Source organism: Stappia sp., assembly GCF_965276915.1.
In the GTDB taxonomy this organism is placed as follows: Bacteria; Pseudomonadota; Alphaproteobacteria; order Rhizobiales; family Stappiaceae; genus Stappia.
The window spans coordinates 679,576-702,236 of sequence record NZ_OZ255709.1; the positions used below are offsets into that span (position 1 = coordinate 679,576).

The window sequence follows — 22,661 nt, forward strand, 5'->3', positions numbered from 1 at the left end:
GCCCCGTTTGCCGCGACGAAAGCCGCGAACGGCAGCACGCGCGCCGGCACGACCACGACGACGACCCGCAAAACGACCGCCTGACGGCCCTCTCGACCCGCGCTCCCCCGGGTTGGATGGGGGACCGGAAGGACCTGAGGCTCCGCGCGCATCGCGGCCCGGGTTCGCGGGGAGCGGCCAGAGAGGAATGAAAACAATGGCATACAAGATTGCGATTGTCGGCGCGACCGGCAATGTCGGCCGCGAGATGCTCGATATTCTCGACGAGCGGGGGTTTCCCGCGCGTGAAGTCGTCGCTGTCGCCTCACGGCGCTCGCAGGGCGTCGACGTGTCCTTCGGCGACCGCACGCTGACCTGCCAGGCCATCGATCACTACGACTTTTCCGATGTCGACATCTGCCTGATGTCCGCCGGCGGCGACGTGGCGCGCGAGTGGGCACCGAAGATCGCCGCCAAGGGCTGCGTCGTCATCGACAACTCCTCCGCCTGGCGCTACGACGCCGACGTGCCGCTGATCGTTCCGGAAGTGAATGCCGACGCCATCGTCGGGTTCACCAGGAAGAACATCATCGCCAACCCGAACTGCTCGACCGCCCAGCTCGTCGTCGCGCTGAAGCCGCTGCACGACGCGGCGAGGATCAAGCGCGTCGTGGTGTCGACCTACCAGTCCGTCTCCGGCGGCGGCAAGGAGGCCATGGACGAGCTGTTCAACCAGACCCGCGCCGTTTTCGTCAACGATCCGATCACCCCGGAAAAGTTCACCAAGCGGATCGCCTTCAACGTCATTCCGCATATCGATGCGTTCATGGAAGACGGCTACACGAAGGAAGAGTGGAAGGTCCTGGCCGAGACCAAGAAAATGCTCGACCCGAAGATCAGGGTCACCTGCACCGCCGTGCGCGTGCCGGTCTTCATCGGCCATTCGGAAAGCGTCAACATCGAGTTCGAGAACCCGATCTCGGCCGAGGAGGCCCGCGACATCCTGCGCGAGGCACCGGGCGTGCTGGTCGTCGACAAGCACGAGGACGGCGGCTACGTCACGCCTTACGAGAGCGCCGGCGAGGACGCGACCTATGTCAGCCGCATCCGCGAGGACGCCACCGTCGAGAACGGTCTCAACCTGTGGATCGTTGCCGACAACCTGCGCAAGGGCGCGGCGCTGAACACCGTCCAGATCGCCGAAGTGCTGGTCAATCGCGGCCTGATCACGCCGAAGAAGGCCGCCGCCTGATCTGCTGCGGCACCTGCCGCAAGCCGACACCGAAATCTTGCGACGCGGCCGGAAACGGCCGCGTCTTGCGTTTTACGCCCGGAACTACCTCCGCAGGCCGGCGATATAGGCACCGATATCGGCGATCTCCCGCCGCGTCAGCGACATGTCCGGCATCTTCGGATGCGGCGCGGCAAGGAAGGCGGCAAGCCTTTCCGGATCGAAGGCCGGATCGCCGGCAACCTCCGCGAAGGGGGCGGCCGCGGTCCCGGCGCGCGCCTGCCCGTCCTCCACCAGATGACAGGCCGCGCACCAGGTGCGGGCCAGCTCGAGGCCCGCGCCGGCATCCACCGCCATGACCGGCGCCCCCGATACGCAAACCGCCAGAAGCGCGCCGAAGGCCCTCACCCGGAACCTGCGTCGCCGCATGAAGCGCTCGTCCGTCACCATCGTCTCCACCTCCATTGCCGCCGTCCGCTGCCCCAAGGGAACTGTCAATCGGCGAATTGCCAAGGGTAGCGGCCCGCCGCTTTTGGCGACAGACTGTTGTTTCCCTTACTTCTCTCGGAGCACGAAAATGCGGGTATTCACAAGTGGGACGGGCAGGCTGGTCGGCATCGCGCTGGCTGCAATCACGGCGATCGGTCAGGCCGCGCTTCCGGCCGGCGCCCAGGATGCCGCGCCGGCACCAATCCTGTCCGGATCCGACCGTTTCCATCCGGTCCTCGCGCGCAGCGGCATGGTGGCCAGCCAGGAAGCGCTGGCAACCGGCGTCGGCCGCGACATCCTTGCCGCAGGCGGCAATGCGGTCGATGCGGCGGTCGCCGTCGGCTTCGCCCTCGCCGTGACCCTGCCGCGCGCCGGCAATCTCGGCGGCGGCGGCTTCATGCTCGTGCACCTGGCGGAAAGCGGCGAGACGCTGGCGCTCGACTACCGGGAACTGGCACCGGCCGCAGCCGAACGCGACATGTTCCTCGACGGGCAGGGCAATGCCGATCCGGAGAAATCGCGCTTCTCCGGCCTTGGCATCGGCGTGCCGGGAACGGTCGCCGGTCTTTACGCCGCCCATCAGCGCTTCGGCAGCAAGACGCTCTCCTTCGCCGAACTGATCGCACCGGCAATCCGCCTGGCGGAAGAGGGCTTCCCGGTATCCGACGATCTTGCAGGTTCGCTCAAGCAGTCCTTCGAGCGTCTGTCGAAGGATCCGGACGCCCGCGCCACCTTCTACAAGGCGGATGACGGTTTCCATGAGCCGGGCGAAACCCTGCGCCAGCCCCGACTTGCCGCCACGCTTCGCCGGATCGCCGAGGAGGGGCCCGACGGCTTCTACAAGGGCGAGGTCGCACAGAAGATCGCCGCGCGGGTACAGGCGGCCGGCGGCGGCATGACCACCGGGGATCTCGCCGCCTACGAGGCGAAATGGCGCACGCCCGTGACCGGCACCTACCGGGGCTACGAGGTCACCTCGATGCCGCCGCCATCCTCCGGCGGGGTGCATATCGTCGAGATCCTCAACATGCTGGAGCCTTTCGACCTGACAGCCTCGGGCTCGGGCTCGGCCGCGACCCTGCACGTGATGGCCGAGGCGATGAAGCGCGCCTATGCGGATCGCTCCGAGTTTCTCGGCGATCCGGACTTCGTCGACATCCCGGTCAAGGGCCTGACATCCAAGGCCTATGCGACCGCGCGCATGGCAGATTTCGATCCCACCCGCGCGGCACCCTCGGAGAAGATCGCACCCGGCAAGCCGGCACCCTACGAGAGCGAGGAGACCACCCACTATTCGGTGGTCGACGATGAAGGCAATGCCGTCTCCAACACCTATACGCTGAACTTTTCCTACGGCGTCGGCATGATGGCCGGCGACACAGGTGTGCTGCTCAACAACGAGCTCGACGATTTCTCCGCCAAGCCGGGCGTGCCCAACGCCTACGGATTGATCGGCGGCGACGCGAATGCCGTCGCCCCGCGCAAGCGGCCGCTCTCCTCGATGAGCCCGACACTGATGTTCCGCGACGGAAAACTGGTGCTGGCCACCGGATCGCCCGGCGGCAGCCGCATCATCACCACGGTGCTGCAGGTCATTCTCAACGTGGTCGATCACGGAATGAACGTGGCGGAGGCGACAAGCGCCCCGCGCATGCACCATCAGTGGCTGCCCGACGAGATCCGCACCGAGGAGGGGTTCTCCCCCGACACGCTGGCGATCCTGCGCGGATACGGCCACCAGATCGCGGAAAAGGCGACGATGGGTTCGACCCAGTCGATCATGGCGGTCGAGGGCGGACTGGCCGGTGCTTCCGATCCGCGCCGCCAGGGATCGCTCGCCGCCGGCCACTGACTGGAGGGCCGCATCCAGCCGCCTGGCGCCGCTCGCAGCGGTGTCAGGCGGATTTGCGCGCAAGCGTCAGGACGAGCAGCACGACATAGACCGAACCGAGCAGCAACGGCAGGCCAAAGGCGCCGATCATGTCGATCGCCAGGCCCGAGAGCGCCGGACCGAGAAACCCGCCGACGCCCCACATCGCGGCAAATCCGGCATTGCCGGCGATCAGCATGGCACCCGAAAAACGGCGGCCGAGTTCCATCAGCGCGATCGTGTAGACGCCATAGGCGGACGAGCCCCAGATGAACAGCATCGCCCAGAGCGGCCAGCGCGTGCCGATGAGCATCGGCAGCAGCACCGCGCCGCAGATCGTCAGCAGGCACAGGACCACCATCACCTGGCGCGGCCCCCAGCGGTCGGCGAGCGTACCGATCGGCACCTGGAAAAGGATGTTGCCGACGATCAGGACGGCGAGGGCGGTGGCGATCGCCGTCTCGCTCAAGCCGTGGCCGAGCCCGTAGACGGGAAACAGCGTCAGGATCGCCTGATCGAAGGCGGCGGCGACCGCCGTCACCGCCAGCAGAAAGGGAATGAGCGGCGCCACCGCCCGGATCGAGCCGGTTTCACCGGCGGCGAAGGTCGGGAGCCTGTGACGGATGGCGGCGATCAGCGCGGCGCATATCAGCGCCACCCCGATACACAGGAAGAAGGGCGCCAGCGTTTGCGTGCCGGTCACGGCAAGCGTTGCCGGGCCGAGCGCGAAGCCTCCGGCAAGCGCCGTCGCATAGAGGCCGAGCAAGCGGCCGCGAATACGATCGGGTGCAAGCTGGTTCACCCAGGTCTCGCTGGCGATGTAGAGGCCGTTGATGCCCACGCCGAGCAGGAAGCGGGCCGGAAACCAGAGCCACAGGGACTGGACGGTGCCGATCAGCGCGAACAGGACGGCCAGCAGCAGGGCCGAAGCAATGGCGAGCCTTGCCGCGCCGAAGCGCAGGGCAAGTTGCGGCACCAGCGGCGCGGAGAAAATCAGGCCCAGCGCCATCATCGCGGCGTTCGTCCCGATCAGCCAGGCCGGCGTGCCTTGCCGCTCGAGGATGAAGGACAGCAGCGGATAGGTCAGCCCCTGGGCCAGCCCGAAGACCGAAACCATTATCAGGACCACGATCATGGCGAGGCGGTCGAGTTCGCGCGGCGCCCCTTCCACATGATCCGCCACATCCGGAGCCGAAGGGCGCTCCGGGACCGGGGAGGTCACTCCGGTGAGGTCCACGGCTACAGCATCATCGGACGGCCTGTTCCCGCCGGTCGTTGCGCTCATGCGAGGCCCGATCCGGCACCCACCTGACGGCACATGGACGTGGCTGATGAAAAGCCGAAGATCGGCGCCAGAAAGCCCAGCTCGCGCCGCTTTTCCGGCACGAAACCGTTGCGCTCGTAAAGCGCGCGGGCACGGGGGTTGGTATCGATCACGTCAAGCCGGACGGCATGCTTGCCGGTTCGCCGGGCAAGTTCGACGACTTCGTCGAGCAGCGCCGTCCCGGCTCCCTTGCCGCGCGCCTCCTCCGACACCGCGATGCCGTCCATCGCCAAAACGCCATCGGCGTCCGTCTTGTCGAGAAATGCAAGGCCCGCCATGCGGACCGCCGTGCCGAGGAAACCGAACCGCTGGCGGAAGTGGCGCCATTTCGGTTCGAACAGCCCGGTCCCGTCCAGCCGATAGCCGGCAATCCCCACGACACGCCCGCCAAGGATCGCCGTGACCCCCCTGTCGCGCCGCATATGCGGCGCGAGAAAAGAGGTCGCCGCCTCGACGGTGCCGAAAAACGGGCGCAGCTTCTGGATCAGCGCGGCCGCGTAGATCCGCGTTGCGGCAAGCTCGTCTCCGGGGCGCACATAGGGAAGAATGTCCATCTGACGGATCCGGGCAGGGGCCGGCGGGAAAACCCGGCAACGGCCGTTTCAATAGATCGGGGCTTGCTCGAGACGTAATGATGCCGCCACAGGTTGCAAGAAAAAACCGCCCGTGAAAACGGCAAACCGCCCCGATCCCCCCGCCGGGCAAGAATCAGGCTATGCAACTGGGAGACAGCCCCAAGAACCGGACCCGCCTCATGCCGGATTTCGCTCCGCTCCTCGACTATCTGGGCCATTCGCAACTGGCACGGATGATGGCTGCCTCCGCACAGGCACGCGAGATTGCCGCCGCCTGCCACCTCGCCGGCACACTGGTCCTTGTCGGAGCGCTGCTGCCGCTCAATCTCCGGCTGATCGGCTTCTGGCGCAGCACCCTGCTCGCCGATCTCGCCCGGGTGCTCGGCCAGACCGCGCTTCTCGGCCTTGTCCTGGCGCTTGCAAGCGGCATCGCCCTGATGTCGCAGCGCCCCTTTGCGATCGCCGCCGATCCGGTCTTCCAGGTGAAGGGCGCCCTGATCCTGCTCGCCGGGCTCAACGCGCTGCTGCTGCGCCTGGTGCCGGCGTGGCGGCTGCTCGACCAGGTCGATTCGCGCGGTACCATCTCCCGCTTTCGGACCGCCGGCATCGTCTCGCTCGTCGCATGGGCCGGCATTCTGGCGCTGATGCGCTGGCCCGAACTGATCTGACTTGACGGCTTCGGCCAGAAGGCCGGTGCCGGGACGCGCTACTGCGCCCGGCGATACATTCCCGTGTTGACCACAGGCCCTTGTCCGGGCACCGCAACGGTCTGCTCGACCTCCATGCTGTGCCCGTCCTCCGACAGCCGCCGCCGGGCGCTCATCAGGGTCAGTTCGCCGCGGCGCGCTTCCGATGTCAGCGTCCGCTCATCCTCGAAGAACAGCAGCAGCCGGTCGGCCAGCCCGCTTTCGGAAAGACGCTGCCCGGCCTTGCCCGGCACGCCCGTGATCTCGCCGGCAATCTCCTCGCCCCCGGCGGAGATGATTGACATGCGGATCGTCACGAGGCCGAATTCCTCCTCGATGGTGCAGGTCGCGGCGCGCGGGAGATCGCTCTGGTCGAACTCGCTCTCGTCGAGATCGAGGATCCACTTTCCGAGAAACGGGGCGATCTGGTCTGTCGTCATGGCAGGCAATCCGGTTTGCAGGTCTGTGGCGCAGCCCGCAGCTGGCGGGGACGCGGTTCTGCCCGCCTTGTAACCGCCCGCGCGCGCAAAGTCATGACTTCCCGCGCCGCGCCGCAACCAGGTGGGTTGACCGCGCGGGTCTCGCGGGCGGATATGGGCGTCCCATCCGAAAGGACATATCCCGCATGCTCCAGACCCTCGTTCTCACCGGTGCCAACCGCGGCATCGGACTGGAACTCACCCGCCTCTTCGTCGCCTCGCACGACTGGTTCGTGCATGCCTGCTGTCGCCGGCCGGACGACGCCGACGCCTTGCGCCAGCTTGCCGGGGATCACCCCGACCGCATCGCCATCCACGCGCTTGATGTCACCGACGCCGGGTCGGTCGCGGATCTTGCCGCCGCCACGGGCGCGGCGCCGGTCGACCTGCTCCTCAACAATGCCGGTATCCTCAATCCGCACCAGACGCTGGACGATCTCGACTTCGATGCCTGGGAGCAGGAGCTGAGGGTCAACACGATCGCCCCGATGCGCATGGCTCTGGCGCTGCGCGCCAACCTGCGCCAGGCCGCCAACCCGCGCATTGTCACCATCTCCAGCCAGATGGGCTCGCTTGCCCGCCCGAAGGGCGGCGCCTACGCCTATCGCAGCTCCAAGGCAGCGGTGAACAAGGTGACCCAGGGCCTTGCCGTCGATCTTGCCGGCGACGGCATCTGCGTCGTCGCGATGCATCCGGGCTGGGTCCGAACGAACATGGGAGGTCCGGAGGCCGAGATCGAGCCGATCGAAAGCGCGCAAGGGATCTTCGCCGTCGTCACCGGGCTGACGCGGGCCGATACCGGCCGCTTCCTCACCTGGGACGGGCGCGAGCACGCCTGGTAGGGCTGACAGGAGCGGGCCGGCCTTCGTTCACGGGGCGGCCGGGACATGCCCCCCGGTTCCCGCCTTGCGTCGGTCCGCAAGGCGATCGACGGCAAGGTCCGTGATCCCCGCCGCCGCCCACATTGCGAAGAGCGTCGCCCAGGCGGTGATGGCGAAGATCGAGCCTCCGGTGATGCCGGCTCCCACGGCGCAACCGCCGGCCAGCATGCCGCCGAACCCCATCAGGACGGCACCAAGAATGTAGCGCCGCATCGAATGGCCGTCATGAAAGCCCTGAAGCCGCCATTCGCCGGCAACGAGCGCGGCAAGTGCCGCACCGGCGAAGACGCCGGGCACCAGGCCGATGTCGAAATCGAACGCCCGGCCCGGCGGGGCCAGCACCAGCATGAGTGTGTCGGCGGACGGCCCGGTAAAGGTCAGGCTCTTCACGGTCATCGGGGTGAAGGCCTGCCCGGCGAGCTGGTAGGTGAACCACCAGCCGGCAGCCACTGTCGCACCGACGCCGGCCGCGCCCAGCCAGCCGCGTGGCGAGAGCCGGGCCCGAATGGCGAAAAAAGCCGTGCCGGCGACGAAGGCTACACCGATCGCGAGACCCGCCTGCCGCGGCAGGCCCGCAAGCTGGAGAAGGTCCAGCTGCTCCCGGCCGCCGATCGTCCACAATCCGGCGATCCGGTCGCGCAGTGGCGACAGGATGCCGTGGATGGAGGCTTCCGCCGCCACGGCGAAGATCAGCCCGGCAAGCAGGGCGCGCAGGTTGCCGGTTGCCGAAAGCACCAGCAGCCGGCTGGCGCATCCGCGCGCCAGCACCATGCCGATGCCGAACAGCGCCCCGCCGACAATGGCGCCGGACAGTGAGCCGCGGGCAGCGAACTGACGCGCCTCGGCGACGTCGAGATGGCCGCTGCCGACCAGAAGCTGCGTGAAAAGCACGGCCGAGGAGAAGGCGACCAGCCAGATCGCCACCTTGCCGCCGATCTCGCCACGGGCGAACTCGACCGCCGCCGCGCGCAGGCAGAAGCGGCTGCGCTCGGCAAAAACTCCGAAAGCGACGCCAATGGCCAGCCCGCCAAGCGCCGAGGTTTCGGCATCGCCCAGCATATCCAGCACGCCGGTCAGGTCCATCGCATCCTCCACGCGCTGCGCGGGTGGGCGCGGCAAGGCCGAAACATTCAAAACCATGAATACAAATTGCCCGGAACGGCGCCTTGATCTCGCTCAAGCTGGGCCAACGGATGCAGCGCATGCTTGTTCAAGCGCCAGATGCCGACTAACAAGGGCGAAGGTCTGAAAACCGTTGGGGGCGATCGCCGCGTGGAGGCACAGCAGGCAGAAACCGGCAGGACGTGGGAAGCCGCGCCTGTATGCATGCGCATCTGGGGCGGGCTCGGCAACCAGATGTTCCAGTATGCCGCGGGCCAAGCACTGGCGCGACGGCTTGGCGCCACGCTGCTGATCGACCCTTTGGAAATGAACTTCGATCACGCGGCCCTTGGCCTCGACATTTTCGGCATCGAACCGGAAATCTGGCGCCCCGACACCAACAGCCTGCGCGCGCGCCTGCTCGGCCTTGCCGGTGAGAAGGGCAGGACCCGGGGCAAGAAGCGGCATCGCCTGTGGCCCGGGCCGGTCTGGTTCCAGAAGGATTTCTGCCACGCCGACGCATTTCCGACGCTCGAAGCGGGAACCTATCTGGCCGGCTATTTCCAGTCGGAACAATTCTTTGCCGATTGCAGGGAGGACATCCGCGCGCTGTTCTCGCTCGACCACGTGGCCGCGACCATCGATCCGCAGCGCCTCGCGCTGGCCGAGGCGCCCGCAAGCATCTCCCTCCATGTCCGGCGCGGCGACTACGCCAGCAACGCGCGCACGACCTCGATCCACGGCATGCTCGGGGCGGAGCATTACCGGCGGGCCGCCGCCCTGATGCGGCAACTCGTTCCGGATGCGAACTGGCTGGTCTTTTCCGATGACATCGCCGCAGCGGCGGAACTGACCGCGGACTGGCCCAACCGGACGCTGGTCGATGGCCAGAGCCGCGAGCAGGACCTCTTCCTGATGAGCCGCTGCGCCCATCACGTAACCGCCAATTCGAGCTTCAGCTGGTGGGGCGCCTGGCTCGGTCGCAATCCGGAGCGGCACGTGATCGCTCCGCGCCAGTGGTTCGCGCGCGACGAGATGCGCCGCACATATGTCGACGAACTCTTTCCCGCCGGCTGGATTCTCCTGTGAGAAACCGCTACTGCGATGCCAGCGCAAGACATCCCGGACCCGCACGCCCATGAGACTTTGCATCGCGATCTGCACAAGGGAACGGCCGAAGCTGTTGCGGGCCTGCCTCGCATCGGTGTGCGCGCAGGCGGTTCCGGACGGGATTGCGGCCGAGATCGTGGTCGTCGAGAACCACGACAGGGACGTTTCGCGCCCGATCACCCTGGACGTCGCGGCGCAGACCGGCTGGACCATCCACTACGTGCTCGAGCCGGAACTCGGCATCCCCTTCGCCCGCGACCGCTGCGGCACCTTCGCCGCCGCAGAGGGTTTCGACCGGGTTCTCTATATCGACGATGACGAGATCGCCCATCCGGGCTGGCTCGCCACCATGATCGAGGCGACGCGGCAGTACCCGGCCGAGGTGCATTACGGGCGCGTCATCTACACATATCCGCCGGAAACGCCGACCTGGATGGTGCCGAAGCAGGTCAACAAGCGCCCGACCGGCACCGTGCTTGCCAAGGCGGAAGGTCACAACACACTGGTCGACACGAAAGTCTTTCGCGATGCCGACGCTGGCGGGTTCGGCCTGCATTTCGACGGATCGATGCGCTTTACCGGCGGCAGCGACACGGATTTCTTCACCCGCGTGCATGATGCGGGCGGGCGCATCGTCTGGATAGCCGAGGCAACCGTCGAGGAACTGGTGCCGGTCAACCGCACGCGGCTTGCCTGGCAGCTCAACCGCACCTTCCGCGTCGCCGGCAACATCTCGCGCTTGCACGAGAAGCGCGCCGGCAAGCCGAAGGCCGCCCTGCGCAGCTTCCTGAAAGGCATCGGCCGCATTGCGGGAGGCCTCATCCTGCAGCTGCCGATGAGCGCCGTCTTCCTGGTTTCACCGGAGCGCGGCCGCCGCCAGGCGTTCAAGGCCGCCAAGCAGGTTGCCTCCGGTCTCGGCTCGCTCGCCTATCTGACAGGCTATCAGCAGCAACCCTATCGCAAGGTCGACGGGGGATAGGCACAGACGCCGGCACACGCCGCGCCCAAACCGGTAGCCGCTCGCTCTCGCTAAGCCCTAGTCCTCATGGCGGCCGTCCGTGTCGCGGTCATGCACGTAGCGCCGCTCAAGCGGAAACGGTGGCAGCCAGGATTCGCGGCGCGCTGTCCATAATTCATAGGTCGGCGTGAACTGGTCGGGCGCGTCCAGCGCCCCGAGATTGACCTCGACCTCGTCGCCGCTTGCGCCGAAGACCGTCGAGCCACAGTTCGGACAGAAGAAGCGCCCGCGATAGCCCTTTGTTTCGCCTTCTATTTCCACCGCATCCCGGGGAAAAATCGCGGAAGCGTGAAAGGGGGCGCCGTGATGCTTGCGGCAGTCGAGACAATGACACACGCCGACCCGGTAAGGCCGGCCCGAGGCTACGAGCCTCAACTGGCCGCAAAGGCATCCGCCGGTGGTCTCGTCCATTTTCCAGCCTCCTTCCGAAAGGTCCGGGCCGCCGCCATGCATCCTGCCAAAACGGCGCGTCGCGGCAGCGGGAATGTCGGGGGGGGGGCGCTAATCCACCACCAGCTTCAACGGCGTGCCGGCCGGAATGACCTGGCCCGACGGGGTCTGGTTGAGGATCGAAAAGAGCTCCAGCCGGCGGGCCGGCTCGACGCCACTCATACCCACGGCAAGCCGCTCGGGTGTGTCGCCCTCGTCGGCGCGGATCACCTTGATGCGCAGGGGTCGGAGCCGGGCGATCTCGGTCGGCGTCAACTGCCGGAAACTCTGTACCGTCGCCTCGTAGTCGCGCGTGAATTCGGCACCGCCGGCGCGCGAGGCGAAAATGAAGCGATAGCCCGTGCGACCGATGCGCACGACAGCAATGCGGAACGACCAGCCGTCGGTGAAGGCCGAGGCGGTGACGGCGGCCAGGCCGTTGACGGTTTCCTCGCGGACGCTGTCCGCGATCAGGCCGTTGATCCAGCCGCTGGTCATGTAGGCGCGCAGTGACGCGAAGTCGGTCAGGTCCGCCCCGTCGAAGCGCAGCGCGGTGCCGTTGGGGTTGCTGGCAAGCACGGCCTCGGGCGAGTTCTCGAGCACGAAGCCCGGAGGCGCGGTGAAACTGATGCCCAGCGCCTTGTGCAGGAACGACCGGCCACGGATGTAGCCTTCCAGCGGATCGTCGCCATAGAGCATGCCGTCGATCTTGGTGAGATACGCGTCCCGATCGCGCTCGCCAAGGCCAGGCGCGCCGGCCTGGCGCGCGGCGCGCACGGCCGTCTGGACCCGTTCGGGCGTGGTGGGATGCGACGACAGGAAATCCGGCGCCCCCTTGGCCGCTCCTTGCGCGCTCTGATAGGCAGCGAACTGGCCCATCGTGTTGAGAAAACGGGCAGCGGCGAACGGGTCGTAGCGTGCGCGCGACAGTGTGCGCACGCCGACCGCATCGGCCTCCAGCTCCTGGATCTGCGAGAAGCGGGCAAAGGAGAGCTGCGAGGAAATGATCGCCGCGCGCGCCTGGTCGGGGTCGCGCACCACATTGCCGAGCACCCGTCCGGCAAGCTCCGTCGCTTCGGCCCGCTGCTGGCGCTTGATCGCGTGGCTTGCGGTGACATGCGCCATCTCGTGCGCCAGGACGGCGGCAACCTCGGATGTATCTGTCGCCAGCGCCAGCAGGCCGCGCGTCACGTAGAGATAGCCGCCGGGAAGGGCGAAGGCATTCACCGCCGGCGAGTTCAGGATGGTGATGCGATAGGTCTGCGAGGGATCGTCCGAGGCCTCGACGAGCCGGCCGACCACCTGCGCAACCGCGCGCTCCGCGCCTCGATCCTCGTAAACGCCGCCATAGGTCGCAACGACACGCGGATGCTCCCGCGCACCAAGGTCGGACGAAAGGCCCGGCCGCAGGCTGCCGGGCGCCGGCGTTCCGATCTCGATTGGCGAGGACCCGGAAAACTGGCAGGCGGACAGCAAGACGAGCGCCATCGTGGCGGCAAGCGCTCGCATGCCGCGCCTCCAAACCATGCCTTGCCCTGCAATCCGGACCGTTGACGGAAGTCTGTTCACCGGCGCGTGCCATCCTTGTCGAGCCGCTCGATCTGCGCGGGGTGGAAGAGCTTCATGCTCGGCCCGCCCGACAACTCGACGACCCCCCGCACGCGAATAGCTGCCCCGTCCAGGGAGGCCACGTCAAGCCCGGCGGCCGAGAATGCCGCCTTTTGATCGGTCGGCACCGTCACCGTGAAGTCGCGGCTCCAGCGATGACCGAAATTGAGATAGAGCGTGGAACGGGTTTCCCCGATCGACAGGACCCGCCCAGAGACCAGGGTGAACCGGCCGGCGCGCGCGGCCAGCGCCTGCGGCCGATGGGCCGACCACACCCGCTCGCGCGCCCACAGGCCAATCCGACGCGCCCGCGCCCGCGCCTCCAGCACGAAAAGGCCACGCAGGCACTCCGTGTTGGCAAGGCGCGGCGAGACGATGGCATCGCCGCGTCCGATCAGATCCCGGGCCAACCAGTGCCCCGCCGCGTCAACCAGATGCCCTTCATGACGGCGCCAGCGATCCGGGCCGCGTGCAAGACCGGTAAACCGAAGTGCCGCGGGCAGGGTCGGTGGCGGCGTCGCCTCGCCCGCCACCAGATCCGCCTGCCGGTAAAGCCGGCCATCGCCCGCGCGCACCGTCACCGGATCGTCCGCCTCCACCGCAAGCGGCGTCTCGAGTTGCCGAGCCGGCAATGTACCGACCTCGCAGCCTGCGGGCAGGGCGTCCGGCGTCTCGGCGACAGCCGCGTGCGGAACGGCGCCGGCCAGGAGCGCCATCGCGACGACAACGCGCAGTGCCCCCGCGCGCGCAAACGCGTCGGGGGCGGAAAGAGACTCGTCATCGAACCGGTGCGGCATCATGTCCGGGCGAAAGGATGGGAACGGCAGCAAACCGTCATCATTGCGCAAATGGTGGCGGGAAGATGTCGCGCCGGCTCAGGCAGCCAGCGCATCGTCGAGCGCGCCCGAGAGCTTCTCGACGATTTCCGCCACCTGATCGTCCGAGATGATGAAGGGCGGGGCCAGCAGGACATGGTCGCCGGAGCGCCCGTCGATCGTGCCGCCCATCGGATAGCAGACGAGGCCGCGCTGGAACGCCGCCTTCTTCAGCACCGCATGAAGCCGGCGCTCCGGCGAGAAGGGCGCTTTCGTTTCCCGGTCCTCCACCAGTTCGAGCCCGAGGAACAGGCCGCGCCCGCGAATGTCGCCGACATGCGGATGCTGGCCGAAACGCTCGACAAGCGCGGATTTCAGCACCTCGCCCATGGCCTTCGAACGGTCGACCAGACCCCGTCCGGTCAGTGCGGTCACGACGGCGAGACCGGCGGCGGCGGCCGCCGGGTGGCCGATATAGGTGTGACCATGCTGGAAGAAGCCGGAGCCGGTCTCGATCGCCGAATAGATTCGGCCGCTGACGAGCATTGCCCCGATCGGCTGGTAGCCTGCACCCAGTCCCTTGGCGATGCACAGGATGTCCGGCGCGACACCGTCCGCCTCGCAGGCGAAGAGATGGCCGGTGCGACCCATCCCGCACATCACCTCGTCCAGAATGAGCAGCACGCCATACCGGTCGCAGATCTCGCGAATGCGGGCGAAATAGCCTTTGACGGCGGGAACCGCGCCGAGCGTCGCGCCGACGACCGGTTCGGCGATGAAGGCGGCAACCGTCTCCGGCCCCTGCGCCAGGATTTCAGTCTCCAGTTCGTCGGCAACCCGGCGGCCGTAATCTTCCTCGCTCTCGTCCTCGGTCATGCCGCGATAGGCGTAGCAGGGGGCGATATGCGACATGTCGACCAGCAGCGGGGCGAAGGGTTCGCGCCGCCACATGTTGCCGCCGGCCGACAGCGCGCCGAGCGTGTTGCCGTGATAGCTCTGGCGGCGCGCGATGATACGCGCGCGCGCAGGCTCGCCATTCTCGATATGGAACTGGCGCGCGAGCTTGATCGCCGCTTCCGTCGCCTCCGACCCGCCCGACACGAGATAGACCCGCTCCAGGCCCTTCGGCGCATGCGCGATCAACAGGTCGGCAAGCTCCTCCGCCGGTCCGCTCGTGAAGAAGCCGGTATGGGCAAAAGCGATCTCGTCGAGCTGCGCCTTCACCGCATCGGTGACGGCCCTGTCGGAATGGCCGAGGCAGGAGACAGCCGCCCCGCCGGAGGCATCGAGGTAGCGTTTGCCCGTCTCGTCGATGATGTAGCAGCCGTCGCCGGCGACGGCGCGCGGAGGTCGCATGGCGGAATGGCGGGGAAAGATGTGGGACATGATGAATTCATCCAGGATGAGATGCGGAGCGGGCAGGGCGTCAGGCGCGGCTGGCAAACAGGATCTTGACCGCAAACCCGCCGATGATGCCGGCGAAAAGCCAGTCGATCATCCGCATGATGCGCGGCGACCGGCGCAGCGACCGCGCAAAGCTTTCCGCCATCAGCACCATCGCGGCACAGAAGGGCAGCGAGAACGCGACCATGTAGAGACCCAGAAAGACCAGCTTTCCAGCCGCGTCGGGGTCGCCCGCGGTGACGAATTGCGGCAGAAAGGTCAGGAAAAACAGGATGATCTTCGGATTGAGCAGGTTGACAAGAAGCCCGGCCGCGAAAACCCGCGACAGCGGTTTTTGAACCGCGCCGCGTTCCGGCGAAACACTCAGGGCCGAGCCGTGCCGCAGGCTCTGGAAGGCAAGCCAGAGCAGATAAAGCGCGCCGACGATCTTCACCACGAAGAAGGCTTCCGCCGAGGCCGCAATGAGCGCCGAAAGACCGAAGGCGGCCAGCATCGTGTGGATCACGTTGCCGGCGGCGGCCCCCGCCATCGAGGCCATGCCGGCGGCCCGCCCCTGTGACAGGGAACGGCCGACAAACAGGGTCATGTCCGGCCCGGGCGTCAGGACCAGCACAAGGCAGGCAAGCGTGAAGGCGGCAAGCGTCGCAATGTCGGGAAGAAAGGTCATGGCGGGAAGGCTCTCGGCAATGTCGGGCAGATCGCATCCGGTACGCAGAGGCTCATGATATCACGGTTGCCAATGCGTGGTCGACGGCGCTTTCCAGGCGATCATTGCCCCAGAAAAGCTCGCCATCTGCACAGGTGAAACTCGGCGCGCCAAAGATTCCAAGCGCTTGCGCCTCGTCGACAGAGCTTCTCATCCGGTTCTTAGCCTTCTCCGTCCTTGCCCCTGCCAGGACCTCTTCAGGCTCGGCACCGCATTCGCGCAGGATCCGGGCAAGGACGGCCTCGTCGTCGATGCGCCGGCCATGGCCGAACTGCGCCAGGTACACCCCGCGCGAGAATGTCGCGACCGCACCGCCCGAGCCGGCAAGCACACCCGCCACGCGCGCGGCGAGCAGGCCGTTCTGGGGAAAGGGGTCCGGCCGAGCGAAAGGCAGGCCCTGCGTCCGTGCAAGCCGCTCCATGTCGCGCCACATGTATGCGTCCTTGCCGGGTACAGGCTGAACGGCGACGTGTGCCAGCCGGCTTTCGCGAATATCGGCCCGAGCAGGAACGGACGCCAGACGACGTCCACATCGCGCGCATCCGCCAGCATCTCGACACGCATCGCGGAGAGATAGCTGTAGGTCGAGGCGAATTCGTACCAGAACTGCAGAACCGGGCGGCTCACGGCTGTCTCCTGGATGTCGCATCACCCGGCCGGCAGGAGGTGACGCAGGCCGTGCCCTTGGAAGGAGCGGGGGACACGGTTATAACCCGAAATCTGCAGAAACCAGGAGCCGGCAGCAAGACGTGACCCACCACAAGGATTTCGCAAGCGGCGAGGCAGGTTCGCGGTTCATACGGCGACTGCGCCGTGCCGAGCCCGGCCCGCTGGCGATCGCATGCCTTGCCTATCTCGCGGTGATATCCGTCTTTTTTACCGTTTTTCCAGGTATCGACCTCGCCGCGACGAGCCTGTTTCACCGCGCGGGCGAAGGCTTTCCGCTGGCATCTCAGCCGTTTTTCATGCGGCTGCGCGAACTGGGTCCCTTTCTGGTGAAGCTGATCGCGGGCAGCTGCATGGCGGTGCTGCTGTTCGCCTTCCTGACCGGCCGCATCCCGGACGGTTTACGGCTGCGCACGCCGCTCTTCCTCCTGTCGACACTGGCGATCGGCCCCGGCCTGGTGGTCAACGCGCTGTTCAAGAACAATTGGGGACGGCCGCGACCGAACGCCGTCGACGTTTTCGGCGGCGATGCGCCCTATGTGTCGGTCTGGCGCATCACCGATCACTGCGACACGAATTGTTCCTTCGTTTCCGGCGAGGCGTCGTCGAGCTTCTGGCTGGTGTCGCTTGCCTTCATCGCACCCGTGGCCTGGCGCAAGGCGGTGCTCGTCGCAGTGCTGCCTCTGGTCTTCGCTCTTTCCGCCAACCGGGTCGCCTTCGGCGGCCATTTCCTGTCGGACACGCTGATGGCCTGGGGATTGACGCTGCTTGTCATCCTCGCCGTTCATCGTCTCCTCTACAGCACGGACCTGGTGGAGCGCCAGGCACCCGCCTGGCGTGCCGCCTTCCTGCGAAAAGGCGCCGGCCTGCGCCATGCCGTTGCCGCCTCGTGCGCGGCCGGCAGCAGGGTCCTGCATCGCTTCCTCGAAACCATGCGCTGAGGAAGATGCGCCAGGTCCGGCGCGAGCGAACCATGATCCCGCCGCGAAGTCCTGCCAACAAAGGGCACGCGGACGGCTTTCTCGGCCGCAAGGCCATGTCCGGGGTGGAAAACCACTGCCGCTTGGGCGTTAGATGCTGTTGGCGGGATACCGGAACCGAATCACCCGGGCGATCCCGCCTTTCGACCTGCGCCGCTGGCGGGCGCGACGAGACCGACGGGAGCGATGAGCGCGCAAGACGACCAGCATGCAACGGAACCGGTCATGACCACCGACGGGTCGCGGGAACGTGCCAAGGACAAGCCAGCCAGGCCGGCGCGCGCCCCGATGGGCAGCGTCCTGCTGGTCATCGGGCTGCTTGCCGCGGTTGCCGGGATCGGCTTCTACGCCGGAAGCTTCCTGCGCTTCGCCACATCCGTGACCGGACTGGAAACCGATGACACGGCAAGCGCCGACGCGATCGTCGTTCTCACCGGCGGCAGCGAGCGTGTGAAGCACGCGCTCGAACTCCTCGGCTCGGGCCGCGGAGAGCGCCTGCTTATTTCCGGTGTCCATCCGGAAACGACCCCCCAGCAGATCGTCAGCAGCACGGCAAGCGACCTGACGCTCTTCGACTGCTGCGTCGATCTCGACCGCAATGCCAGCAACACATTGCAGAATGCCTCGGAAACGGCGAAATGGGCCCGCCGCAACGGTTTCGACCGGCTGCTCGTCGTCACCAGCGCCTATCACATGCCCCGCGCGCTGCTCGAGCTGCACTCCGTGATGGACGGGATCGCCCTCGTGCCGGTGCCGGTGCAGACGGCGGACCTGGAGTTCGACAGGTGGTATACCGACCCCCGAACGACCCTGCTTCTGGCCCGGGAGCATATCAAGTACATGCTTGCCTGGCTTCGCATCGCGATGATGGGCGAACCGCAGCCCTGAGCCGTCGCGCGGCCCGACGCATCGGGTTTCGTCCGATGCAAGCCTTCTCACCCGACCCGGAAGCTCCGGGCCACAGTGCCAACATCCATCCGGCTCGAGACCGATGCTCCTAGTCCGCTCGCTGCTTTTCCAAGGCCTCTTCTACCTGTCGACGCTGGTCCTCATGATCGGCGGGCTGCCGGTGTTCATACTGCCTCGTCGTCTCGGCTGGCCGCTGGTGCCCTTCTGGGCCCGGGTCAATCTGTTTCTGCTGCGCTGGATCGTCGGCGTGCGCGTCGAGTATCGCGGCCTCGACAACATCCCGCAGGGCGGTTGCATCGTCGCGGCCAAGCACCAGTCGGCCTGGGAGACGTTCGCCCTTCTGCCGCTGTTCACCTCGCCAACCTACGTGCTCAAGCGCGAATTGCGCTACATCCCGATCTTCGGCTGGTACACTGCCAAGTTCCGGCAGATTCCGGTTGACCGCGGCAAACGGTCGCTCGCGCTTGCCGCAATGACGGAAAAGGCCCGCCAAGCCGTCGCCGAAGGGCGGCAGATCCTGATATTTCCGGAAGGCACACGGAAAGGTGCCGGTGAGGCGCCGAACTACAAATACGGCGTCTCGCATCTCTACCGCTCGCTCGCGGCTCCCGTCCTGCCCGTGGCGCTCAACGCCGGCGTCTACTGGCCGCGCCGCGGGTGGATGCTGCAACCCGGCACCGTGGTCGTCGAGTTCCTGCCCGCGATTCTTCCCGGCCTCGAGATCGACGAGTTTCACAACAAGCTGGTTGGCGAGATCGAAACGGCATCCGACGGGCTGCTGCGCGAGGCTGCCGTGGCGCATCCCGATGCCCCGGCGGTGCAACGCGCCCGGCAGCGTTGGAGCGCTCGAGGCATGACCCTCTAGGCCATCCCGGCAGTCTTTCAGGAAAATCAGGCGGCGGATCCCGGACCGTCCTGGCGCGGCACGCGCCAGCAGCCTGCCTGCCGACCGGCAAGCAGCCAGTAGACGAAGCCTGCGACAAATCCCGCGGCCAGCACGACAAGCGTTCCGGCGGGAAGTCCTTGCGCGACGCCCGCCGAGCCGGCAGCTTCCGTGAGGAACCACGTGCCGGCCCCGATAAGGCCGCCGGCGAGGATGTGAAACACCATCCCGCGCAACCCGAAGCCCTCCGAAATCGCGATCGCCACCAGCGCGGGGGTGAAAGCGAAGCCGCCGATGATGCTGGCACCGACCAGCGACCAGCCGACGGTCATGCCGAAAGCGACGGGATCGGCGCCCGGCTCGATCGCGCGAAGAAAACCGAAAGCCAGAAAAAAGGCAGCCGACAGGAAAGCGACAACAAGCGCCAGAACAACCCGGATCGCCTGGCCTAGCAGGCGTCCGCCGTCGACCACCATGCGCGGCCGCTCATCCATGGGCGGGCGCGGCCGTCTCCAGCGCGACCCGTTCCCGGGCGCGCATCTTCTCGGATTCCGACTTGAGCTGGCCGCAGGCCGCAAAGATATCGCGGCCGCGCGGCGTGCGGATCGGCGACGCATAGCCGGCGCGGTTGACCACCTCGGCAAAAGCCTCGATCTGTTCCCAGTCGGAGCACTCGTAAGGAGAGCCGGGCCAGGGGTTGAACGGGATCAGGTTGATCTTCGCCGGGATGCCCCTCAGCAGCCGCACAAGTTCCCTCGCATCGGCCAGACTGTCGTTGATGCCCTTGAGCATCACGTATTCGAAGGTGATGCGCCGGGCATTGTTGAGACCGGGATAGGCGCGGCAGGCATCCAGCAGGGCCGCGATGTTCCACTTCTTGTTGATCGGCACGAGTTCATCGCGCAACTCGTCGCGCACCGCATGCAGGGAAATCGCCAGCATGCAGGAAATCTCGGCGCCGGTGCGCTCGATCATCGGCACCACGCCGGAGGTCGACAGGGTGATGCGCCGCTTCGACAGCGACAGGCCATCGCCATCCGAGGCGATCAGGAGCGCCTTTTTCACATTGTCGAAATTATAGAGCGGCTCGCCCATGCCCATCATCACGATGTTGGTGACCAGGCGCCCTTCGCTCGGGACGGCGGCACCCTCGGGCGTCTCGCCCCTTGGGAAGTCGCCAAGCCGGTCGCGGGCGACCAGGATCTGGGAGAGGATCTCCTCCGCCGTCAGGTTGCGCACAAGGCGCTGCGTGCCCGTATGACAGAAGGTGCAAGTCAGCGTGCAGCCGACCTGCGAGGAGACGCAAAGCGTGCCGCGTCCTTCCTCGGGAATGTAGACGGTCTCGATCTCCACCGGCCGTCCGGCGCCGCGCGGCGGGAAGCGGAACAGCCATTTGCGCGTGCCGTCGCTGGAAATCTGCTCGGAGACCATTTCCGGGCGGCGGATCGTGAACGCGTCTGCCAGGACTGTTCGCAAGTCCTTGGCGATATTCGTCATTTCGGAGAAATCAGAAGCCCCGCGCACATACAGCCAATGCCAGAGCTGGGCAACGCGCATGCGTTGCTGGCGCTCGGGAACACCGATGCCCGCAAGTGCCTCGGCGAGCTCGGCGCGGTCCATGCCGACCAGGGTCGGCTTGTCCGCCGGCGCGGCGGCGAGAGGGGGCGCGGACGCGGTGGTCCCGGTTGCGATGGTCTCGATCTCGCTCATGTCTCAATCCAGGAAACGGGTCGCTGCCCCGTCGGCCCGCTTGTCGGGATCCGGCAGGACCGTCTGCAGGACATGTCCCTGCACCAATGCCAAAAGGCGGGGCCGATCGGCCGCCGCCTTCTGGGTTTGTCGAACTTATACATCAAGCCGGCGGTCTTGTGACCCCCAAAGCCCATGCATCCCGGGAAGGGGAGCTCCGCTTCCAGGTGGAGACGGGGCCAGACCGTGCCGGTGCTCACACACCGGCCCGGATTACTGGCAGGCCTTGTCGGCAGCGGAAATCGCTGCCGTCACACCGGACAGGGAATAGTCATAGGTGGTTTGCGTGCCCCTGGCGGAGACGCCTGTCACCACCATCCCCCGGCCGGCCCTCATGGCCGCCACGAGCTGGCGTTCCTCGGTCGGGTTGGCCATCCAGGCACCGTCGTTCTTGGTGAACATGGTGAACTTCTGGCCGTCGACGTCGACGGAAACGGAAGACTGTTCCTTGAACGCATAGCCAACGATGACGCTGGGCTCATTGTTCACATTCTCGCCGGGCCGGTTGGAGATGAAGAAGTAGACATCTCCGTGATTGCGATCGCTCGGCGCGAGTTTCGTGGGTTTCGACAGGGCATAACAGACCTTTCCCTTGGAACCTCCATAGGAATAGGTCGCCCAATCATTGTGCTGACCGACAAGGGTCGGTGTCTGGGCGTGAGCCGACACGCCCGTGAGGACGAGTGCCAGAAGAGCCGGGATAAGCGTTCTTGCTTGCATCATCTCCTAAACCGCTACTGCTAACCATTCGGATTTGGGTCGAATTTGCCGGGCGTTGGTCACCTTGCCTTAAGGTTATCGCCTAGCAAGTTACGAAAGGGTTGATTTCCGCAAAAGCACGCGCCTGCACGGTGGAAACCCTTGTGATCACCTGATCCGGCACGCTGGCGGTACAAATCGGGCAAGAGTGTGACGGGCGCCGGCCATGCCGTGCGACAGGCCGGGCACGGCTTGACGAAAGCACCCCGCCCGGACGGTCGCAAGGTCGGACTTCCCCTGTCGACGGCGCGCCCTGCATCCGGTATTCCGACGGGACACGCGGTGGATCGACCGAACAACATGCTGGTCTGGTTTGCAGTTTCGGGCGACATTCAGGACAGGGTGCGATCTGTACCCAGCCGCAGGACAATGATCGAGGCCAATTGAGCGTGTCGTCGCAGGATCGTTTCTCCCCGTTGATCGCCAGGGTCGCCGAAACCGGCGACCGAATGGCGTTCGCCGAGCTGTTCGATCATTTCGCCCCGCGCCTGAAGGCCTATCTCGTCCGGCTCGGATCGGAACCCGCCCTGGCGGAGGAATTGACGCAGGAAGTGATGATCACCCTGTGGCGCAAGGCGCATCTCTTCGATCCGCAACGCGCCACCGCCTCGACCTGGCTCTTTCGCATCGCCCGCAACCGCCGCATCGACGCCTTGCGACGCGACCGCTCCGGGCTGGTCGACCAGGAGGACCCGAGCCTTCGCCCCGCCGCTCCCGACGACCCGGATGACGAACTTGACGCGCGCTTGCGCGAGGATCGCGTCCGCAAGGCAATGGCGAGCCTGCCCGGGGAACAAGCGGATCTGATCCGCCGCGCCTTCTTCGCCGGCTTGTCGCACAGCCAGATCGCGGAGGAAACAGGTCTGCCGCTCGGCACCGTCAAGTCGCGGATCCGTCTTGCCTTTGCCAGGCTGAGACGCATCCTGGAAGCGGACGAGTCGATCGATATCGACTGATCGCCCTGGTCTGAAGTCGTCTCGCCCCCGGCGGGCCTTGAGCGGACTTCGGAC

At 66.6% G+C, this 22,661-nt stretch carries 23 protein-coding genes and 1 pseudogene; 10 read left to right on the forward strand and 14 right to left on the reverse strand.

The features are described from left to right. The first annotated feature begins 196 nt into the window (after positions 1–196). On the forward strand, positions 197–1,231 hold the full coding sequence (locus ACQY46_RS03140) for an aspartate-semialdehyde dehydrogenase (protein ID WP_428698858.1): 1,035 nt from the start codon (positions 197–199) through the stop codon (positions 1,229–1,231). Positions 1,232–1,315: 84 nt separating this feature from the next. On the opposite strand, the gene ACQY46_RS03145 is transcribed toward ACQY46_RS03140, so the two are convergent. Then, entirely contained in the window at positions 1,316–1,675 is a 360-nt protein-coding gene (locus tag ACQY46_RS03145) for a c-type cytochrome (protein ID WP_428698859.1), read from the reverse strand. Positions 1,676–1,787: 112 nt separating this feature from the next. On the opposite strand from ACQY46_RS03145, the gene ggt reads away from it, so the two are divergent. Further along, positions 1,788–3,551 carry a gamma-glutamyltransferase gene (gene ggt, locus ACQY46_RS03150; protein WP_428698860.1) on the forward strand — a complete coding sequence of 588 codons (1,764 nt, stop codon included), beginning with the start codon at positions 1,788–1,790 and terminating at the stop codon, positions 3,549–3,551. Positions 3,552–3,594: 43 nt separating this feature from the next. On the opposite strand, the gene ACQY46_RS03155 is transcribed toward ggt, so the two are convergent. Continuing rightward, the gene (locus tag ACQY46_RS03155) at positions 3,595–4,791 is read right to left on the reverse strand and encodes an MFS transporter (protein WP_428698861.1); all 1,197 of its coding nucleotides are present in this window, start codon (positions 4,789–4,791) and stop codon (positions 3,595–3,597) included. Between the two features lie 59 nt (positions 4,792–4,850). Then, the gene (locus ACQY46_RS03160; RefSeq protein WP_428698862.1) at positions 4,851–5,447 is read right to left on the reverse strand and encodes a GNAT family N-acetyltransferase; all 597 of its coding nucleotides are present in this window, start codon (positions 5,445–5,447) and stop codon (positions 4,851–4,853) included. Positions 5,448–5,647: 200 nt separating this feature from the next. Between ACQY46_RS03160 and ACQY46_RS03165 the strand changes: the two genes are divergently transcribed. Beyond that, a complete protein-coding gene (locus ACQY46_RS03165; RefSeq protein ID WP_428698863.1) occupies positions 5,648–6,136 on the forward strand; it encodes a hypothetical protein in 489 nt (162 codons plus the stop codon). Positions 6,137–6,174: 38 nt separating this feature from the next. Here ACQY46_RS03165 and ACQY46_RS03170 read toward each other — a convergent pair whose 3' ends face one another. After that, positions 6,175–6,594 carry a hypothetical protein gene (locus tag ACQY46_RS03170; RefSeq protein WP_428698864.1) on the reverse strand — a complete coding sequence of 140 codons (420 nt, stop codon included), beginning with the start codon at positions 6,592–6,594 and terminating at the stop codon, positions 6,175–6,177. Between the two features lie 185 nt (positions 6,595–6,779). Between ACQY46_RS03170 and ACQY46_RS03175 the strand changes: the two genes are divergently transcribed. Then, complete coding sequence (locus ACQY46_RS03175) at positions 6,780–7,475, forward strand: SDR family oxidoreductase (RefSeq protein ID WP_428698865.1); 696 nt, start codon at positions 6,780–6,782, stop codon at positions 7,473–7,475. Between the two features lie 27 nt (positions 7,476–7,502). On the opposite strand, the gene ACQY46_RS03180 is transcribed toward ACQY46_RS03175, so the two are convergent. Further along, on the reverse strand, positions 7,503–8,597 hold the full coding sequence (locus tag ACQY46_RS03180; protein WP_428698866.1) for a YeeE/YedE family protein: 1,095 nt from the start codon (positions 8,595–8,597) through the stop codon (positions 7,503–7,505). A gap of 123 nt (positions 8,598–8,720) precedes the next feature. Between ACQY46_RS03180 and ACQY46_RS03185 the strand changes: the two genes are divergently transcribed. Both ACQY46_RS03185 and ACQY46_RS03190 read left to right on the forward strand, forming a co-directional pair. Next, positions 8,721–9,704: an alpha-1,2-fucosyltransferase gene (locus ACQY46_RS03185; protein ID WP_428698867.1), complete on the forward strand. Its 984-nt coding sequence runs from the start codon at positions 8,721–8,723 to the stop codon at positions 9,702–9,704. Positions 9,705–9,753: 49 nt separating this feature from the next. After that, on the forward strand, positions 9,754–10,704 hold the full coding sequence (locus ACQY46_RS03190) for a glycosyltransferase family 2 protein (protein ID WP_428698868.1): 951 nt from the start codon (positions 9,754–9,756) through the stop codon (positions 10,702–10,704). 57 nt (positions 10,705–10,761) lie between these two features. Here ACQY46_RS03190 and ACQY46_RS03195 read toward each other — a convergent pair whose 3' ends face one another. The 6 genes and pseudogenes from ACQY46_RS03195 to ACQY46_RS03220 form a co-directional block, all read right to left on the reverse strand. Further along, a complete protein-coding gene (locus ACQY46_RS03195; RefSeq protein WP_428698869.1) occupies positions 10,762–11,154 on the reverse strand; it encodes a GFA family protein in 393 nt (130 codons plus the stop codon). A 90-nt stretch (positions 11,155–11,244) separates the two neighbouring features. Then, positions 11,245–12,681 (reverse strand): M48 family metalloprotease, encoded by a 1,437-nt coding sequence (locus tag ACQY46_RS03200; RefSeq protein WP_306030347.1) that lies wholly within the window; start codon positions 12,679–12,681, stop codon positions 11,245–11,247. A 56-nt stretch (positions 12,682–12,737) separates the two neighbouring features. After that, the gene (locus ACQY46_RS03205) at positions 12,738–13,610 is read right to left on the reverse strand and encodes a hypothetical protein (protein ID WP_428698870.1); all 873 of its coding nucleotides are present in this window, start codon (positions 13,608–13,610) and stop codon (positions 12,738–12,740) included. A gap of 45 nt (positions 13,611–13,655) precedes the next feature. Next, entirely contained in the window at positions 13,656–14,981 is a 1,326-nt protein-coding gene (locus tag ACQY46_RS03210; RefSeq protein ID WP_428698871.1) for an aspartate aminotransferase family protein, read from the reverse strand. A gap of 40 nt (positions 14,982–15,021) precedes the next feature. Then, positions 15,022–15,666 carry a LysE family translocator gene (locus tag ACQY46_RS03215; protein ID WP_428698872.1) on the reverse strand — a complete coding sequence of 215 codons (645 nt, stop codon included), beginning with the start codon at positions 15,664–15,666 and terminating at the stop codon, positions 15,022–15,024. 52 nt (positions 15,667–15,718) lie between these two features. Then, a pseudogene (locus ACQY46_RS03220) lies at positions 15,719–16,269 on the reverse strand (2-hydroxychromene-2-carboxylate isomerase). 185 nt (positions 16,270–16,454) lie between these two features. On the opposite strand from ACQY46_RS03220, the gene ACQY46_RS03225 reads away from it, so the two are divergent. The 3 genes from ACQY46_RS03225 to ACQY46_RS03235 all read left to right on the forward strand — a co-directional run bounded on the left by ACQY46_RS03225 (position 16,455) and on the right by ACQY46_RS03235 (position 19,125). Then, complete coding sequence (locus ACQY46_RS03225; RefSeq protein WP_428698873.1) at positions 16,455–17,312, forward strand: phosphatase PAP2 family protein; 858 nt, start codon at positions 16,455–16,457, stop codon at positions 17,310–17,312. Positions 17,313–17,537: 225 nt separating this feature from the next. After that, on the forward strand, positions 17,538–18,239 hold the full coding sequence (locus tag ACQY46_RS03230) for a YdcF family protein (RefSeq protein WP_428698874.1): 702 nt from the start codon (positions 17,538–17,540) through the stop codon (positions 18,237–18,239). A gap of 163 nt (positions 18,240–18,402) precedes the next feature. Further along, positions 18,403–19,125, forward strand: coding sequence for a lysophospholipid acyltransferase family protein (locus ACQY46_RS03235; protein ID WP_428698875.1), 723 nt, complete (start codon positions 18,403–18,405; stop codon positions 19,123–19,125). Between the two features lie 26 nt (positions 19,126–19,151). On the opposite strand, the gene ACQY46_RS03240 is transcribed toward ACQY46_RS03235, so the two are convergent. The 3 genes from ACQY46_RS03240 to ACQY46_RS03250 form a co-directional block, all read right to left on the reverse strand. Continuing rightward, entirely contained in the window at positions 19,152–19,637 is a 486-nt protein-coding gene (locus ACQY46_RS03240; protein ID WP_428698876.1) for a translation initiation factor IF-3, read from the reverse strand. After that, positions 19,630–20,853: a 23S rRNA (adenine(2503)-C(2))-methyltransferase RlmN gene (gene rlmN / locus ACQY46_RS03245; RefSeq protein ID WP_428698877.1), complete on the reverse strand. Its 1,224-nt coding sequence runs from the start codon at positions 20,851–20,853 to the stop codon at positions 19,630–19,632. The genes ACQY46_RS03240 and rlmN overlap by 8 nt, the downstream gene beginning before the upstream one ends. Before the next feature lie 252 nt (positions 20,854–21,105). Beyond that, on the reverse strand, positions 21,106–21,612 hold the full coding sequence (locus ACQY46_RS03250; protein ID WP_428698878.1) for an invasion associated locus B family protein: 507 nt from the start codon (positions 21,610–21,612) through the stop codon (positions 21,106–21,108). Positions 21,613–22,034: 422 nt separating this feature from the next. Here ACQY46_RS03250 and ACQY46_RS03255 point away from each other — a divergent pair, with 422 nt between their 5' ends. Further along, positions 22,035–22,607, forward strand: a complete 573-nt coding sequence (locus ACQY46_RS03255) for a sigma-70 family RNA polymerase sigma factor (protein WP_428698879.1) — start codon at positions 22,035–22,037, stop codon at positions 22,605–22,607. Positions 22,608–22,661 lie beyond the last annotated feature (54 nt).

Bases quoted from the DNA above. Each gene is read 5' to 3' on its own strand.
- ACQY46_RS03140 (WP_428698858.1), top strand. From the start codon at position 197: ATGGCATACAAGATTGCGATTGTCGGCGCGACCGGCAATGTCGGCCGC.
- ACQY46_RS03145 (WP_428698859.1), bottom strand. From the start codon at position 1,675: ATGGAGGTGGAGACGATGGTGACGGACGAGCGCTTCATGCGGCGACGC.
- ggt (WP_428698860.1), top strand. From the start codon at position 1,788: ATGCGGGTATTCACAAGTGGGACGGGCAGGCTGGTCGGCATCGCGCTG.
- ACQY46_RS03160 (WP_428698862.1), bottom strand. From the start codon at position 5,447: ATGGACATTCTTCCCTATGTGCGCCCCGGAGACGAGCTTGCCGCAACG.
- ACQY46_RS03165 (WP_428698863.1), top strand. From the start codon at position 5,648: ATGCCGGATTTCGCTCCGCTCCTCGACTATCTGGGCCATTCGCAACTG.
- ACQY46_RS03170 (WP_428698864.1), bottom strand. From the start codon at position 6,594: ATGACGACAGACCAGATCGCCCCGTTTCTCGGAAAGTGGATCCTCGAT.
- ACQY46_RS03175 (WP_428698865.1), top strand. From the start codon at position 6,780: ATGCTCCAGACCCTCGTTCTCACCGGTGCCAACCGCGGCATCGGACTG.
- ACQY46_RS03180 (WP_428698866.1), bottom strand. From the start codon at position 8,597: ATGGACCTGACCGGCGTGCTGGATATGCTGGGCGATGCCGAAACCTCG.
- ACQY46_RS03190 (WP_428698868.1), top strand. From the start codon at position 9,754: ATGAGACTTTGCATCGCGATCTGCACAAGGGAACGGCCGAAGCTGTTG.
- ACQY46_RS03195 (WP_428698869.1), bottom strand. From the start codon at position 11,154: ATGGACGAGACCACCGGCGGATGCCTTTGCGGCCAGTTGAGGCTCGTA.
- ACQY46_RS03200 (WP_306030347.1), bottom strand. From the start codon at position 12,681: ATGCGAGCGCTTGCCGCCACGATGGCGCTCGTCTTGCTGTCCGCCTGC.
- ACQY46_RS03210 (WP_428698871.1), bottom strand. From the start codon at position 14,981: ATGTCCCACATCTTTCCCCGCCATTCCGCCATGCGACCTCCGCGCGCC.
- ACQY46_RS03215 (WP_428698872.1), bottom strand. From the start codon at position 15,666: ATGACCTTTCTTCCCGACATTGCGACGCTTGCCGCCTTCACGCTTGCC.
- ACQY46_RS03230 (WP_428698874.1), top strand. From the start codon at position 17,538: ATGAGCGCGCAAGACGACCAGCATGCAACGGAACCGGTCATGACCACC.
- ACQY46_RS03235 (WP_428698875.1), top strand. From the start codon at position 18,403: ATGATCGGCGGGCTGCCGGTGTTCATACTGCCTCGTCGTCTCGGCTGG.
- ACQY46_RS03240 (WP_428698876.1), bottom strand. From the start codon at position 19,637: ATGGATGAGCGGCCGCGCATGGTGGTCGACGGCGGACGCCTGCTAGGC.
- rlmN (WP_428698877.1), bottom strand. From the start codon at position 20,853: ATGAGCGAGATCGAGACCATCGCAACCGGGACCACCGCGTCCGCGCCC.
- ACQY46_RS03250 (WP_428698878.1), bottom strand. From the start codon at position 21,612: ATGCAAGCAAGAACGCTTATCCCGGCTCTTCTGGCACTCGTCCTCACG.